Source organism: Flavobacterium sp. (assembly GCF_024710485.1).
GTDB lineage: Bacteria > Bacteroidota > Bacteroidia > Flavobacteriales > Flavobacteriaceae > Flavobacterium.
In genome coordinates, this window is the sequence record NZ_JANJUQ010000007.1 from 172,694 (window position 1) to 188,106 (window position 15,413).

At 37.0% G+C, this 15,413-nt stretch carries 14 protein-coding genes and 1 tRNA gene; 9 read left to right on the forward strand and 6 right to left on the reverse strand.

Translation table 11 applies throughout. From position 1 onward, the window contains the following. Positions 1-182: 182 nt before the first annotated feature. Positions 183-1,868: a glutamine--tRNA ligase/YqeY domain fusion protein gene (locus Q0M21_RS01845; protein WP_295333894.1), complete on the reverse strand. Its 1,686-nt coding sequence runs from the start codon at positions 1,866-1,868 to the stop codon at positions 183-185. Positions 1,869-1,985: 117 nt separating this feature from the next. Between Q0M21_RS01845 and folB the strand changes: the two genes are divergently transcribed. Further along, positions 1,986-2,345: a dihydroneopterin aldolase gene (gene folB / locus Q0M21_RS01850; protein WP_295333899.1), complete on the forward strand. Its 360-nt coding sequence runs from the start codon at positions 1,986-1,988 to the stop codon at positions 2,343-2,345. Between the two features lie 98 nt (positions 2,346-2,443). Next, positions 2,444-2,514 (forward strand) — tRNA-Cys (locus tag Q0M21_RS01855). Between the two features lie 357 nt (positions 2,515-2,871). Here the strand turns inward: Q0M21_RS01855 and Q0M21_RS01860 are convergent. Genes Q0M21_RS01860 through rnr form a run of 3 tightly spaced genes read right to left on the reverse strand, consistent with a single transcriptional unit; the run spans position 2,872 to position 6,468 of the window. After that, the gene (locus Q0M21_RS01860; protein ID WP_295333902.1) at positions 2,872-3,564 is read right to left on the reverse strand and encodes a LysE family transporter; all 693 of its coding nucleotides are present in this window, start codon (positions 3,562-3,564) and stop codon (positions 2,872-2,874) included. Positions 3,565-3,620: 56 nt separating this feature from the next. Beyond that, positions 3,621-4,286 carry a head GIN domain-containing protein gene (locus Q0M21_RS01865; RefSeq protein WP_295333905.1) on the reverse strand — a complete coding sequence of 222 codons (666 nt, stop codon included), beginning with the start codon at positions 4,284-4,286 and terminating at the stop codon, positions 3,621-3,623. 1 nt (position 4,287) lies between these two features. Next, positions 4,288-6,468 carry a ribonuclease R gene (gene rnr / locus Q0M21_RS01870; RefSeq protein WP_295333908.1) on the reverse strand — a complete coding sequence of 727 codons (2,181 nt, stop codon included), beginning with the start codon at positions 6,466-6,468 and terminating at the stop codon, positions 4,288-4,290. Positions 6,469-6,580: 112 nt separating this feature from the next. Here rnr and Q0M21_RS01875 point away from each other — a divergent pair, with 112 nt between their 5' ends. The 5 genes from Q0M21_RS01875 to Q0M21_RS01895 all read left to right on the forward strand — a co-directional run bounded on the left by Q0M21_RS01875 (position 6,581) and on the right by Q0M21_RS01895 (position 12,356). Beyond that, positions 6,581-6,814, forward strand: coding sequence for a DUF2007 domain-containing protein (locus tag Q0M21_RS01875; protein ID WP_295333911.1), 234 nt, complete (start codon positions 6,581-6,583; stop codon positions 6,812-6,814). Positions 6,815-7,449: 635 nt separating this feature from the next. Next, positions 7,450-7,881, forward strand: a complete 432-nt coding sequence (gene rpiB / locus Q0M21_RS01880; RefSeq protein WP_295333913.1) for a ribose 5-phosphate isomerase B — start codon at positions 7,450-7,452, stop codon at positions 7,879-7,881. A gap of 325 nt (positions 7,882-8,206) precedes the next feature. Beyond that, the gene (locus Q0M21_RS01885) at positions 8,207-9,109 is read left to right on the forward strand and encodes a cation diffusion facilitator family transporter (protein WP_295333915.1); all 903 of its coding nucleotides are present in this window, start codon (positions 8,207-8,209) and stop codon (positions 9,107-9,109) included. Beyond that, positions 9,109-9,957: an NAD(P)H-hydrate dehydratase gene (locus tag Q0M21_RS01890; RefSeq protein ID WP_295334122.1), complete on the forward strand. Its 849-nt coding sequence runs from the start codon at positions 9,109-9,111 to the stop codon at positions 9,955-9,957. The genes Q0M21_RS01885 and Q0M21_RS01890 overlap by 1 nt, the downstream gene beginning before the upstream one ends. 272 nt (positions 9,958-10,229) lie before the next feature. Further along, positions 10,230-12,356 (forward strand): Tex family protein, encoded by a 2,127-nt coding sequence (locus Q0M21_RS01895; protein ID WP_295333919.1) that lies wholly within the window; start codon positions 10,230-10,232, stop codon positions 12,354-12,356. A gap of 74 nt (positions 12,357-12,430) precedes the next feature. On the opposite strand, the gene Q0M21_RS01900 is transcribed toward Q0M21_RS01895, so the two are convergent. Both Q0M21_RS01900 and tatA read right to left on the reverse strand, forming a co-directional pair. Continuing rightward, complete coding sequence (locus tag Q0M21_RS01900) at positions 12,431-12,637, reverse strand: twin-arginine translocase TatA/TatE family subunit (protein ID WP_295333922.1); 207 nt, start codon at positions 12,635-12,637, stop codon at positions 12,431-12,433. Positions 12,638-12,652: 15 nt separating this feature from the next. Beyond that, complete coding sequence (gene tatA / locus Q0M21_RS01905) at positions 12,653-12,853, reverse strand: twin-arginine translocase TatA/TatE family subunit (RefSeq protein WP_295333925.1); 201 nt, start codon at positions 12,851-12,853, stop codon at positions 12,653-12,655. A 138-nt stretch (positions 12,854-12,991) separates the two neighbouring features. On the opposite strand from tatA, the gene Q0M21_RS01910 reads away from it, so the two are divergent. After that, positions 12,992-13,861 carry a M23 family metallopeptidase gene (locus tag Q0M21_RS01910; protein WP_295333928.1) on the forward strand — a complete coding sequence of 290 codons (870 nt, stop codon included), beginning with the start codon at positions 12,992-12,994 and terminating at the stop codon, positions 13,859-13,861. Between the two features lies 1 nt (position 13,862). After that, positions 13,863-15,347, forward strand: a complete 1,485-nt coding sequence (locus Q0M21_RS01915; protein ID WP_295333931.1) for a GH3 auxin-responsive promoter family protein — start codon at positions 13,863-13,865, stop codon at positions 15,345-15,347. Positions 15,348-15,413 lie beyond the last annotated feature (66 nt).

The window sequence follows — 15,413 nt, forward strand, 5'->3', positions numbered from 1 at the left end:
AGAAGTTTACAATTAACTGTATAAAATCACCTTAAGTATTTTTAAAAATCAAATAAAACCAATTTATGAAGGTCGATTTTAATCAGATGAAATTATATAAATTTTAAAAACTATAATTTTTAACAATAATAGAAAAAGCCCGCTATTATGCAGGCTTTTTATTTATATTCTCTATACTGAAATTATTCTTTGCTTTCTACTTTAGCCCAAGTATCTCTTAAGCCAACTGTTTTATTAAAAACCAATTTTTCGGCTGACGAATCTTTATCCACACAAAAATATCCCAAACGTTGGAATTGGAATTGGTCTAAATTTTTAGCCGATTGCAAACTTGGTTCCACATAACCAGTTATCACTTCTAATGAATTCGGATTGATAAATTCTTTAAAGTCGATTTCTTTGTTGCCATCCGGACTTTCATGGGTAAACAATCGATCGTATACACGAACTTCGGCTGGAATAGCATGATTGATAGCAACCCAGTGAATCGTTCCTTTTACTTTTCTTTGAGACGCTTCTGTACCGCTTCCGCTTCGAGAATCGGTGTCATACGTACAATGAATTTCGGTAATGTTTCCGTTTTCGTCTTTGATAACGCTTTCACCTTTAATGATATAGGCATTTTTTAAACGCACTTCCGTGCCTAAAGTCAGACGGAAAAACTTCTTGTTGGCTTCTTCCTGAAAATCTTCTCTTTCGATATATAATTCTTTAGAAAAAGGCACTTTTCTATAGGTCATCACTTCTTCTTCCGGATTATTCTCGGCTTCTAACCATTCTTCCTGACCTTCAGGATAATTGGTAATGACCAATTTCACCGGATTCAAAACCGCCATTACACGGGGTGCGGTTTTGTTTAATTCTTCGCGAACACAGAATTCCAATAACGAAACATCAATCAAATTGGTACGCTTGGCAATTCCGATGGTTTTAGCAAAGTTTCGGATAGCCATTGGCGGATAACCACGACGACGCATTCCGGAAATGGTACTCATTCGAGGATCATCCCAGCCACTAACATGCTTTTCTTCAACCAATTGCAATAGCTTACGTTTAGAAACCACCGTGTGTGATAAATTTCTTCTGGCGAATTCTCTTTGTTTCGGACGTACTTTAGCCTCATCGTACACTTGGTCTAAAAACCAGTCGTATAACTCACGATGCGGTAAAAATTCAAGTGTACAAAACGAGTGAGAAATCTGTTCTAAATAATCACTTTCGCCGTGTGCCCAGTCATACATTGGATAAATACACCAATCATTTCCTGTACGGTGATGGTGCTTTTTTAAGATGCGATACATAATTGGATCACGCATCAACATATTGGGAGAAGCCATGTCGATTTTAGCACGTAAAATGTGCGTTCCCTCTTCAAATTCGCCATTTTTCATTCGTTCAAAAAGGTCTAAATTCTCTTCCACTGAACGATCTCGGTAAGGAGAATTGGTTCCGACTTGCGTTGGTGTCCCTTTTTGTTTGGCCATTTCTTCAGAAGTTTGGCTGTCTACATAGGCCTTTCCTTTCTTGATGAACTCTACAGCCCAATCGTATAATTGTTGGAAATAATCAGAAGCATAACATTCGTTAGCCCATTGATAACCTAACCATTCGATATCTTTTTTAATAGCATCAACATATTCCTGCTCTTCTTTGGCGGGATTGGTATCATCAAAACGCAAATTTACAGGCGCCTGATAATCAATTCCTAAACCAAAGTTTAAACAAATCGCACTGGCATGACCAACGTGTAAATACCCGTTAGGTTCCGGCGGAAAACGAAAACGCAATTTGTCTTTCGACAAACCGTTTTTCAAATCTTCTTCAATAATTTGTTCGAGGAAATTAAGTGACTTCTCTTCTGTTGCCATTATTTTTGTAATTTTAGCAAAGATATTAAAAACGTTACGAGTTACAAGTTACGGATTGTAAGTTTGTTTACATCCAAACAACTTAAAACTAACAACTCGAAACCAGAAACTTAACCTATGGGAACAATTAAATTACAAAATATCAGGACTTTTTCGTTTCACGGCTGTTTGGAAGAAGAAGGTCGCATTGGTTCAGATTACAGAGTGGACTTGGAAGTGAAAACCGATTTAAGAAAATCATCGGTAAGTGATGACTTGAAAGACACAGTAGATTATGTTCTTTTAAACAAGATTGTTGTGGAAGAAATGGCAATTCGTTCAAAATTATTAGAACATGTAGCACAGCGAATCGTAACCAGAATCTTTAAAGAAATTCCATCCGTTTCCCGAATTGTATTAGCAGTTTCCAAACTCAATCCACCAATAGGCGGTGATGTTGAAGCAGTTACTATTGAATTGGAAGAGTACAGAAGTTAAGTACAAATTCCAAAGTTGGAAGTACATAGGAATAATAGAAAACTTTTTAGCTTTTGCTTATTGCCTTTTAACTTTTTTAGTATATTTGCCGTCCAACTGGCATCGTGGCCGAGTGGCTAGGCACCGGTCTGCAAAACCGTATACTCCGGTTCGAATCCGGACGATGCCTCTTAATTAAGCTCTCTAAAAGAGAGCTTTTTTTATGGTTAATTTTTAGAAAAAATTAAGTAAAGAAAGGGTTCGAATCCGGACAACGACTCTAAATCTTAAAGGACACGAGCATTGCGACTAGCGAAGCAAACTTGGAGGTTTTTTTATGGTTAATTTTTAGGAAAATTAAGTAAAGATTGGGTTTGAATCCGGACAATGACTCTAAATTTTAAAGGACACGAGCATCGCGACTGGTGAAGCAAACTTAGAGGTTTTTTTATGGTTAACTTTTAGAAAGAATTGTTTGAAAATAGATTGAAAGAAAAATAAAAAACCTCAGAATAAAATCTGAGGTTTTTTATTTTTTGGCAAGTATTTATTCTTGTTCTTCTAACTTTTCAATAGCAGAATTTACTATTTTTTGTTCTTTAGGGAACCAAGCCTGTGACAGTAAAACGACACCACAAATAATTAATGCAATACTGATAACTTTCTTGATTAAAAGGATATTTTTAGGATTCAGTTTACTTCGTAATTGTTTGGCTAGTATTATTTTAAATAAATCGGTGATGAAATAAACAATGATCAAAGTCGCAAAAAAAGTAATCATTCGAGAGGCTTGTAATTCTAATTGCGGACCTATTGTAATTAAGATAGCCAACCAAAAACCAAGGACACCAATATTGATAAAGTTTAGAAAAAAACCTTTGATGAAAAGGGAAAAATAATTGGTTTTAGCCAATACTTTAGGATCGATTTCATCTATAATTTTTTTAGATTCCTTCTTGTTTTTTATAAAAGAAATGATACCGTAAGTCAGCATAACCAATCCACCAAAAATAAACAAAGCCGGATCGTCTTTAATGCTTTGAATCAAACGATAACTACTGAAAAAAGCAATCAGAATAAATATAATATCCGCTAAAACCACACCTAAATCAAACATCACAGCCGCTCTGAATCCTTTGACTACACTGGTTTCCAGGAGAACAAAAAATACAGGACCAATCATAAAACTCAGGAAAAAACCAAGCGGTATGGCGGATAAAATATCGTTTAAAAAAATCATGGTTTGAATTTTGACACTGCAAGTTAGCATTAAATTTGAAAAATCTAAAAAAAATGCTACTTGGCTTCTTGTATCGTTCCGCCGGCTATGACTTTTTGATTGATCTGTTTCGGTTTGCCGTAAATGGTAATATCGCCACCGGCTCTGACTTTAGCCTCTACTATATCTGTAGCAAAAATATTCGCTTCGCCACCGGCATTGGCAGTAATAGTAGTTTGCTTTGTTTTGAATTGTTGAGCTTCGAAAATACCGCCTGAATTCACTAAAACATCTTGATTATCAGCATTTCCTTCAATGATAACTTTAGAGCCATTGGCAATTCTGGCTGAAAATTTTTGGGTTTCAAGCTTCATTTTAACCTCAGAACCTTCTTTGGCATTGACATCAAAAGTCAACGTTTTTATATGATCGCCACAAGCAATTCTTGAACCTTCATTGGCTTCAACAGCTGAAATATTTTTAAAGAAAACCGTAACTGAAATATGATCTCCGCCCAATAGTTTCGTCAGCGGCATTCTTATTTTAAGCTCACCACTTTTGTTGACCAATTCAACTTCGCTAGCTTCTTTACCATTAATAATGACTTTGTTTTCGTTGCTTTTAACCAACAAAACATCAATCTGATCGAAAGCGGTAACTTTATCAAAATCACCCACATTTTTTTCAACTTGTCCGAAAGATAAGGCACTGAAAAACAATGCACTGTACACTACATTTTTCATACTATTCGTTTCTTCTTATAAAATGAAAATCCAATTGTTTTTTTACTAAATCGGCATTTTTAACTTTGACATATACTTCGTCTCCAAGCTGTAATAAAGCTTTGGAAACCTGTCCTACTAAAGCGTATTGCTTTTCATCAAACACATAATAATCTTCCTTGATTTCTCGGATGCGAACCATACCTTCACATTTGTTTTCTATAATTTCCACATAAATTCCCCATTCGGTTACACCGGAAATTACACCTAAAAACTCCTGATCTTTATGGTCTTGCATGTATTTCACCTGCATGTATTTCACCGAATCTCTTTCAGCCTGAGCCGCTAAAGCTTCCATATCGCTGGAATGTGCACATTTAGCTTCGTAATCTTCTTGGTTTACACTTTTACCGCCATCTAAATAATGTTGTAACAATCGGTGTGCCATTACATCGGGATAACGACGAATAGGTGAAGTAAAATGACTATAGAAATCGAATGCTAATCCGTAATGACCAATATTTTCGGTAGAATACACTGCTTTACTCATACTTCGGATGGTTAACGTATCAACTAAGTTTTGTTCTTTTTTACCGTTGACTTCGTTCAATAAATTGTTCAATGATTTCGAAATATCTTGCTTCGATTTCATGTTAATCGTATAACCGAATTTAGAAATTACTGTTTGTAAATTCATCAACTTATCTTCATTAGGTTCATCGTGAATTCGGTACACAAAGGTTTTCTTTTGTTTGCCTATAAATTCCGCTACTTTTCGGTTGGCCAACAACATGAATTCTTCAATCAAATGATTGGCATCTTTCGACACTTTGAAAAATACACCAACGGGTTCAGCTGCTTCGTTTAAGTTGAATTTTACTTCCACTTTATCAAAGGATATCGCACCGGCAGCCATTCGTTTTCTACGAAGAATTTTAGCTAATTCATCTAACTTCAAGGTGGCTTCTACTATTGGCTTCGGAGCTTGATAGGATTTTCCGGTTAGAGAAACTTCAGCCGGTATTAAATCAGATTGCGTTTCAATAATACTTTGTGCTTCTTCATAAGCAAATCGCTGATCAGAATAAATCACAGTACGACCAAACCATTGGTTGACTACTTCGGCCTTCGGTGTTAATTCAAATACAGCAGAAAACGTATATTTTTCTTCATTGGGTCGCAACGAACAAGCGAAATTCGACAATACTTCAGGCAACATCGGAACCACTCGGTCAACCAAATACACAGATGTAGCTCGGTTATAAGCTTCGTCATCTAAAATAGTACCTTCTTTCACGTAATGCGATACATCGGCAATATGAACACCAATTTCGTAATTACCGTTTTCTAAGACTTGAAACGACAAGGCATCATCAAAATCTTTCGCATCTTTAGGGTCAATGGTAAAGGTTAAAACCTTACGCATATCGCGTCGTTTAGCAATTTCTTCCGGCGTAATAGAAGTATCTATTTTATTAGCAAAAGCTTCAACTTCTATAGGAAAATCGTATGGTAAGCCATATTCGGCTAAAATCGCGTGAATTTCGGTGTTGTGTTCGCCCGGTTTTCCCAGTACTTTTATCACTGAACCAAAAGGCGAATCAGCTTTAACCGGCCAATCTTCGAGTTTAACCAATACAACATCACCATGTTGGGCATCGCCTAACTTATTTTTTGGTATAAAAATATCGGTGTACATTTTAGCATTGGCAGTCGTCACAAAGCCAAAATTCTTCTGAATATCAATTACGCCAACAAATTCTTCTTTGTGGCGCTCTAAAATTTCCAATACTTCCGCCTCCGGTTTTCTGGAACTTCTTCGGTCGTACACATAGGCTTTGACTATATCACCATCTAAAGCGTGATTCAGATTTACAAATGGGACAAAAACATCGTGCTCTAACTCGTCGCAAACAAAATAGGCGGTTTTGCGTGACGTCATATCAATCGTTCCTTCGTAGTATTTTTGGCTACTGGCTTTCACCAAATACTTTCCGGGTTCCGATTCGATAATCAGTTTTTGTGCTGCAAGAACTTTTAAATCTTTAATAATTTCATTCCGACTTTTAGTATCGTCGAGTTCTAATATCGCAGCGATTTGTTTGTAATTGAATGGTTTATTTGGATTTTTAGACAGTATTTTAAAAATCTTTTCGGAAAAGGTTTTGGTTTTCTTTCCGAACTTTTTTGGTTTCTTACTCATTGTATCATTTCTAATTAATGTTGAAAATTACGAAATAGTTATAAGTTATGAGTTATAAGTTATGAGTTTTAATATAAATCTAACATTCACTACCTTTAGCAAAACGTACAAAATGACTGAATTTGTAACCATAGCCACTTTCAACTTCGTCCATGAAATCACCGTATTGAAATCGGTTTTAGATCGCGAAGGTATTCCGTATTTATTCCATAACGAAAACTTAATAGCTATTGATCCTCTAGCGACTTTGGCCTACGGCGGTATTCGATTAAAAGTACATCCCAACGATATAGAAAAAGTACAGAGTATTTTAAACGACCTAAATAATCATTTGAAAATTGTATAAATCTTGGAAGTTTTCAACAAGTACTAAAAACAAGAAAAATGAATTTTTAAAAATTTAAAATTTATGATGGTTATTATAGCTTGTTAATTTCACGCATAACTTTTAGTTATTTTATTTTTTTAAAAAGTTATACCGATTTATACAGAGAAATTAACAACAACTTTATAATCTAAAAGCCTTAAAATGAATTAAAATTTAGTTTTTATTAACAGTTGTTAACAGTCAAAAATACACAACTTTTTTTAATAAGTTTAGTTGTTGATAATTGTTGAAAACCTACTTTTTTTTGCTTATAATTTTTCTAAAAAAAGCCAAAACTAAATTTGATTTTTCCAATCCAATTTTGGATTAAAAAAAAAGAAATACAAGCGCCAAAAACTTCTGATTTTCTATCCAAAGTTGTTAACAATTGGTGTTAATTTAAAGTTAACTGATTATCAATGATTTGCAAAATGCTATTAACATCGTATAATTTTAACATTTATATTGAAATTTATCTAATGATTTTCAATTAGTTATATAATTATCTTAAAATAGTGTTTTGCTTACTTTTTAAAAATCAATCAGTTACAATTAAGTAAACATTCAATCAATAGTTTCCGTAAATTTGTGCAACCCATAACACAACATACTCTATGAAAATCTCTATCGGAAACGATCACGCCGGACCGGATTATAAAAAAGCGATTGTAGCTTATTTAGAACAAAATGGTTACCAATTAGTAAACCATGGAACCGACACTTTTGACAGTGTGGATTATCCTGATTTTGGTCATCCTGTAGCAAATGATGTTGAAACCGGTAAAGCCGATTTCGGTATCGTAATTTGCGGTTCTGGAAATGGGATTAATATGACGGTTAACAAACACCAGGGTATACGCTCGGCTTTGTGTTGGACTAAAGAAATTGCTGCTTTGGCTCGTCAACATAATGATGCTAATATTATTAGTATCCCGGCACGTTACACTTCTATTCAACAAGCGGTTGACATGGTGGAAACCTTTTTAAATACTGATTTTGAAGGTGGAAGACACGCTAACAGGGTCAATAAAATAGCTTGTCAGTAAACTTTATGTATCCGAAAACCGTAATAGAGTATAATAATTTTGGTCGGAAAACGGCACTAGTCACTTTTTTAACAGGAAGCTTAATTGTTATACTTTATTATTTAACGGCTTTTAGTGGAATGATTTTTATTAGCTTGTTCTTTATTATTTCTTTTTTTCTTCTGAACACTATAGTTTCTGCATCGTTGATAAGGCTTTTGTTCAAAAATAAAAAAGAGAAAAAATCAATAATGACCACTTTGTTTTTAATGTCACTTAATCTTCCGATAGGCTATGCTTATTTACAGTTAGGATTTCAAATTTACGCCCACACCAATAATTAGCCATGAGCGAAATTCACATACACAAACACGAAGTCAAAGGAAGTAATTTAATGATTTCCATTGTTTTGAATTTATTGATTACCATAGCTCAAATTGTGGGTGGAATTATCTCGGGTAGTTTAGCGCTAATCTCCGATGCCTTACACAATTTTTCTGATGTACTTTCCTTGGTTTTTAGTTATATTGCCCACAAATTATCCAGAAGAAAAGCATCTATCAACAATACTTTCGGTTATAAAAGAGCCGAATTAATAGCTGCATTTGTCAATGCTTCCACTTTAGTTATTGTTGCCTTAATCTTAATTTACGGAGCTGTTGAACGATTTGTAAACCCGCATCCTATAGAGTCAGGTTTAGTAATTTGGTTGGCTTTGTTAGGCATAATAGTCAATGGTGTTTCTGTTATTTTTCTACGAAAAGATGCTGAGCACAATCTCAATATGAAATCGGCTTATTTGCATTTGTTAACCGATATGATGGCGTCGGTAGCTGTATTGGTTGGCGGATTATTAATGAAATTTTACGATTGGTTTTGGGTAGATAGTTTGATGACTATTATTATTGCGGTTTATTTAATTGTGGTTGGTGTACAATTGTTAGTAGAATCCACCAAAATGTTAATGTTATTTACACCTGATTTTATAGATATTAAAGAATTGGTTCGCGAAGTGCATAAAATTCCGGGTGTTAAAAAATTACACCACATCCATGTTTGGCATCTTAATGACGAAGAATTGCACCTCGAAGCGCATTTAGATTGTTCTGAAGATATTAGAATGAGCGAATTCAACGAGCTTTTACATGAAGTAGAACAAGTGTTGTTTCACCAATTTAACATCAATCATATCAATATTCAGCCTGAATTTAAAAAAGAAGATCCCAAACATTTCATCGTTCAGGATTGATGAAGACTCTCGATTTACATACTATTCAAACTTTTTTTAAAAAGCGAAATCCGGAGGCTCATAAAGGTCATCACGGCCATGCTTTACTCATAGCCGGTAGTAAATCAAAAATGGGTGCAGCTATTATTGCCGCCAAAGCTTGTTTAAGAAGCGGCGCAGGTTTGGTTACCTTAAACATTCCTAAAAAAGAACGTCAAGCGATTTTTGCTGCGATTCCGGAGGTCATGATTGCGTTTAGAGAAGGAAACCTTTCATTGGAAAAGTTTACGGCTTTCGGTATCGGCCCGGGTTTAGGAATCGATAAGTCGGCGGAAAGAAAATTGGTTACACTTTTAGAAAATACCAAATTGCCGATGGTTTTAGATGCTGATGCACTGACCATTTTAGCCAATAATTCGAAACTATTTTCTAAAATTCTTCCCAATTCCATCTTAACACCACACGAAAAAGAATTCGATTACATGTTTGGTCAGCACGCTCATAACAACGAGAGACAACAAACAGCCATCCAAAAAGCAACCGAATTGAATCTGATCATCGTTTTAAAAAGCAGCCAAACTTTCATTACGAACGGTAACCAACATTTTCAAAACACTACCGGAAATTCAGGCTTAGCAAAAGGCGGTTCTGGCGACGCGTTAACCGGAATGATTACTTCTTTTTTAGCACAAGGCTATGAACCTTTACAAGCCGCTTGTTTGGGAGTTTTCTTCCACGGATTAGCTGCTGATATTACCTTGGAAACCCAAAGTGAGGAAAGTATGCTGATTTCGGATGTCATAGAAAATATAGGAAAGGCTTTTCGAAAAATTGAGATTAAAGATGAAGAGCTTTCCAAAAAAGGATAAAGCTTCCCACTATAAAAACAAAAACCGGAATACCGACCAAAAGGTTTAAATTTCGCTTTAGTGTCAGCGATTTTCGGTGAAACAAATAACTTTCACTCAACAAAAAAACCGACCACAAAAATAACCCCATGTAAATACTCAAAGCATAGGCAAGATAAAACTCCTCAAAATCAAGGAAGAAAAAGATACTGCCCAAACAAAATAGCACCAACAGCAAAATTCGCAGGAAAAAATATTTTATCATTGCATTGATTTAGTCCAAAAATACAAAAATGACCAACATACAATTTATTCAAAACCACATTTCCGCATCGCCCAAAAGTATCGAAGCTACTTTAAAATTACTTTCTGAAGATTGCACCATTCCATTTATTTCACGTTATCGCAAAGACCAAACCGGGAATTTAGACGAAACTGTAATTGAGCAAATCGCCAAATTATCCAAACAGTTTGACGATATCAACAAGCGTAAAGAAAGCATCTTAAAATCAATCGAAGAACAAGGACAATTGACTTCGGATTTAAAAATTAAGATTGAAAACAGCTTCGATTTACAGGAAATAGAAGATTGGTATTTGCCCTATAAAAAGAAGAAAAAAACTCGTGCCGATGTAGCGCGTGAAAACGGCTTGGAACCACTGGCTAAAATCATCATGGCGCAAAATTCCGATGATATTGAATTTATCGCCTCTAAATATCTAAACGCTAAAGTGCCTAATGAAGACGAAGCGTTACAAGGTGCACGCGACATCATAGCGGAATGGATCAATGAAAACAGCTACATCAGAAAGAATCTTCGTAGAATGTTCCAAAGAAAAGCAGTGGTCGAAACCAAAGTCGTTAAAACTAAAAAGGACGAGGAAGCTGCCCAAAAATTTTCTCAGTATTTCGATTGGTCGGAGCCTATTGCCAAAGCACCATCACATCGTTTATTAGCCATGTTGCGTGCCGAAGCTGAAGGGTTTGTCAAACTCAACGTAGGTTTAGATTCTAAAGAAGAAGCCATCGAATTCATCGAAAACAATACCATTAAAAACAACAGAGAAACAGCAGAGCAACTTCGTTTGGCCATAAAAGACAGCTACAAACGTTTGCTCGAACCGGCCATTGCCAACGAAACCTTACAAGAAGCCAAAGCCAAAGCCGACAGCAAAGCCATCGAAGTATTTGCCGGTAATTTGAGCCAGTTGCTGTTAGCACCGCCATTAGGAGAAAAACGAATTTTAGCCATCGATCCGGGTTACCGCAGCGGTTGTAAAGTGGTTTGTTTGGATGAAAAAGGCGACTTGCTCTACAACGAAACCATTTATCCGCACCAGCCGCAAAATGAAACGGCTATGGCGATGAAAAAAATCAAATCGATGGTCAACGCCTATAACATTGAAGCCATTTCTATCGGGAACGGAACCGCCAGTCGAGAGACAGAATTCTTCATCAAAAAAATTACTTTTGATAAGCCGGTTCAAGTTTTTGTGGTTTCCGAAGCCGGCGCTTCCGTTTACTCCGCCAGCAAAATTGCCCGAGACGAATTCCCGAATTTCGACGTTACCGTTCGTGGTTCGGTATCTATCGGAAGACGTCTTTCGGATCCTTTGGCCGAGTTGGTGAAAATCGACCCGAAATCGATAGGCGTTGGTCAATACCAACATGATGTAGACCAAACCAAACTCAAAGAGGAACTCGATACCGTAGTGGTTCGCTGCGTGAATTCGGTTGGTATTAACATCAACACCGCCAGTAAGTCATTGCTGAGTTACGTTTCCGGAATTGGCGAAAAAATGGCGGAAAACATTGTTGCCTATCGTTCAGAAAATGGTCCGTTCGAAGACCGAAAACAACTCAAAAAAGTACCGCGTTTAGGTGATAAAGCGTTCCAACAAGCCGCGGCTTTCATCCGAATTAAAGACGGCAAAAATCCGTTGGATAACTCCGCCGTGCATCCCGAAGCTTATCCGGTAGTAGAAAAAATGGCGAAAGATTTAGGTCTGAAAACCGCCGAGTTGATCGGTAAAAAAGATAAAATAGCTTTAATCAAACCCGAAAATTACATTACCAACGACATCGGAATATTAGCCATCAAAGACATTGTAAAAGAACTCGAAAAACCCGGTCTCGACCCGAGAAAAGCCGCCAAAATTTTCGAATTCGACCCGAATGTCAAAACGATTAAAGATTTGCGTTCCGGCATGATTTTACCGGGTATAGTGAACAACATTACCGCTTTTGGTTGTTTTGTCGACATCGGAATCAAAGAAAGTGGTTTGGTACACATTTCCCAACTAAAAGAAGGTTATGTTTCTGATGTAAATGAAGTAGTCAAATTACACCAACACGTGCAAGTGAAAGTGGTTGAGGTAGACGAAGACCGAAAACGCATTCAACTCACGATGATTTTTTAAAAAACAAAAAAAATCCTAAATTCACTAACATTGAATTTGGGATTTTTATTTTTACCTAGATGTGGAGCCCGAATTTATTGTTTAGCTTCTTCCTCTTTTACCGTTGTAGTTGGTGCAACGGTATCGTCTTTGGCAGCTTTCTTAAATTCTTTCACACCGCTTCCTAAACCTTTCATTAATTCCGGGATTTTTTTACCGCCGAAAAGCAATAAAACAACCGCCAAAATCAACATCATTTGTGGGAATTCGATAGTACCTAAAAATATGGTTAAAAAGGTCATATAGTTGTTGTTAAATTATTCTTTTGTCTCTTCCTCTTTTTTTGCCGGAGCAGCAGAATCGTCTTTGGCAGCTTTTTTAAATTCTTTAACGCCACTACCTAAACCTTTCATCAATTCCGGAATTTTTTTACCGCCAAAAAGCAATAAAACAATCGCAAGAATCAACAAAATCTGAGGCATCCCGATTTCTCCTAAAAATATCATTAAAAAATTCATGATTTATCTATTTAGATTAAATATTCAACAAAGGTAGAAAATAAATCAATAGCTGCGTTTATTTATAATGAAAGAACAGCAAAGTTTATGAAATCGTTAGCAGATATAATTTCTATATTTGTAGTATAATCATTCATCATGTCTGAGAAAAGACAAAAACGTAAAATCATCAAGAAGAAACTATTCACGAAAAACCGTTTGGTTATTCTGAATGACGATACTTTTGAAGAAGTGTTCTCTTTGCGGTTGACGCTAATGAATGTATTCGTAGTGGCAACCATAGGCGCGTTATTGATTATTTTTGTCACTACGTATATCATCGCTTTTACACCTTTGCGCGAGTACATTCCTGGGTATGCTTCAACGAAACTCAAAAAAGACGCGACCGAATTAGCCTTAAAATCCGATTCTTTGTCACAAGCCCTAAAAAAAAACGAAGCTTACATCGCTTCAATCAAAAAGATATTGACGGGCGATTTAGATGTGGCCAAATTTAGTAAAGACTCCATTACAGCTACTAATCTTGAGCCAATCTCCGAAGAAGATTTACAACCTACCAAAGCCGATTTATTGCTTCGTGAACAAGTGGCTCGCGAAGACAAATACAACCTGTTCGAAATGGCCAAACCGAAAGCAGGCGTGGTCTTATTTCCGCCGGCCAAAGGAATGATTACCGAAAAGTTCAATCCGAAAGAAAAGCATTATGCCGTAGATGTCGCTTTGGCTAAGAATACGCCTATTAAGTCTGTATTAAGCGGAAACGTCATTTTTGCCGATTGGACACCAACCAACGGAAATGTAATCATCGTTCGCCACAATAACGGATTCATTTCGGTTTACAAACACGCCGCTTCACTCACCAAAGAACAAGGAGAGAACGTGAAATCAGGCGAGGTAATTGCTTTAGCCGGTTCGACCGGACAAGAATCTACCGGCGTGCATTTGCATTTCGAATTGTGGAAAGACGGTTACCCTATTGATCCAACTATTTTTATAGCCTTCGAATAAGATGTCCATTAAATCCTTCGCCGCGAAATTATTTGCACAATACATTCACAACAAAGTCCAAGCTTGGGCGACTAAACCGTTGGAAACCCAGGAAAAAGTGTTCCGTGATTTAATTACACAAGCCCAACACACCCAGTTCGGGAAAGACCACGATTTTGCCAATATCAAAACGTTTCAGGATTTTGCCGCCAAAGTGCCGATTCGGGATTACGAACAACTTCGCCCTTATGTGGATCGTGTAGTCAAAGGTGAAGAAAATATACTCTGGAAAGGCAAACCCATTTATTTTGCTAAAACATCCGGAACAACTTCGGGTGCGAAATACATTCCGCTCACCAAAGAGTCGATGCCTTATCATATCGAAGCCGCTCGAAATGCTATTTTGAGTTACATCCGTGAAACCGGTAAAGCCGACTTTGTGAACGGCAAAATGATTTTCCTCCAAGGCAGCCCGATTTTAGAAGAAAAAAACGGCATCAAACTCGGCCGACTCTCGGGAATTGTAGCACATTTTGTTCCGAAATACCTCCAAAAAAACCGCATGCCGAGCTGGGAAACCAACTGCATCGAAGATTGGGAAACCAAGGTCGACGCGATAGTTGAAGAAACCTTCAACGAAAACATGACCGTGATTTCCGGGATTCCGTCTTGGGTGCAAATGTATTTCGAAAAGCTGCAACAAAAAGGCAACAAACCTGTTGGTGAGATTTTTAAAAATTTCAATTTGTTCATATACGGCGGCGTGAATTACGAACCGTACCGCGCCAAATTCGAGAATTTAATCGGTCGGAAAGTCGATGCCATAGAACTGTTTCCGGCATCCGAAGGCTTTTTCGCTTACCAAGATTCCCAAAAAGAAAAAGGCATGTTGTTGTTGCTCAACTCGGGTATCTTTTACGAATTTGTCAAAGCCGAGGAATTTTTCACCGAAAATCCACGTCGCTATACTATCGGTGAAGTCGAGCTTGGCGTGAACTACGTTTTGCTGCTTTCTACCAATGCCGGACTTTGGGCGTATAACATCGGCGATACCGTTCAGTTTACGAGTTTACAACCGTATCGCATTATCGTTTCAGGTCGTATTAAACATTACATTTCGGCCTTTGGCGAACACGTGATTGGTAAAGAAGTCGAAAGTGCACTGCAGGAAGCCATGGAAGGCACCAATGTACGTGTGAACGAATTTACCGTCGCGCCGCAAATCACACCCAACCAAGGATTGCCGTATCACGAATGGTTGATTGAATTCGAGAACGAACCCGAAAATTTAGAAGACTTTGCGCTCAAAATCGATCAAGCCATGCGCAAACAAAATACCTATTACGACGATTTAATTGATGGCAAAGTGTTGCGAACGGTGGTGATTTCCAAAGTCGCCAAAAACGGTTTCCAAGAGTACATGAAATCTATCGGTAAACTCGGCGGCCAGAACAAACTGCCGCGCTTAGCGAACGACCGCAAAATAGCCGACTTTTTTGTTAAGTAGGAGCGAACCGCTTGGGCTATTGCTAAACCTTATTCCTGCTACCAAAACTCGCTGTAACGGCGTTAC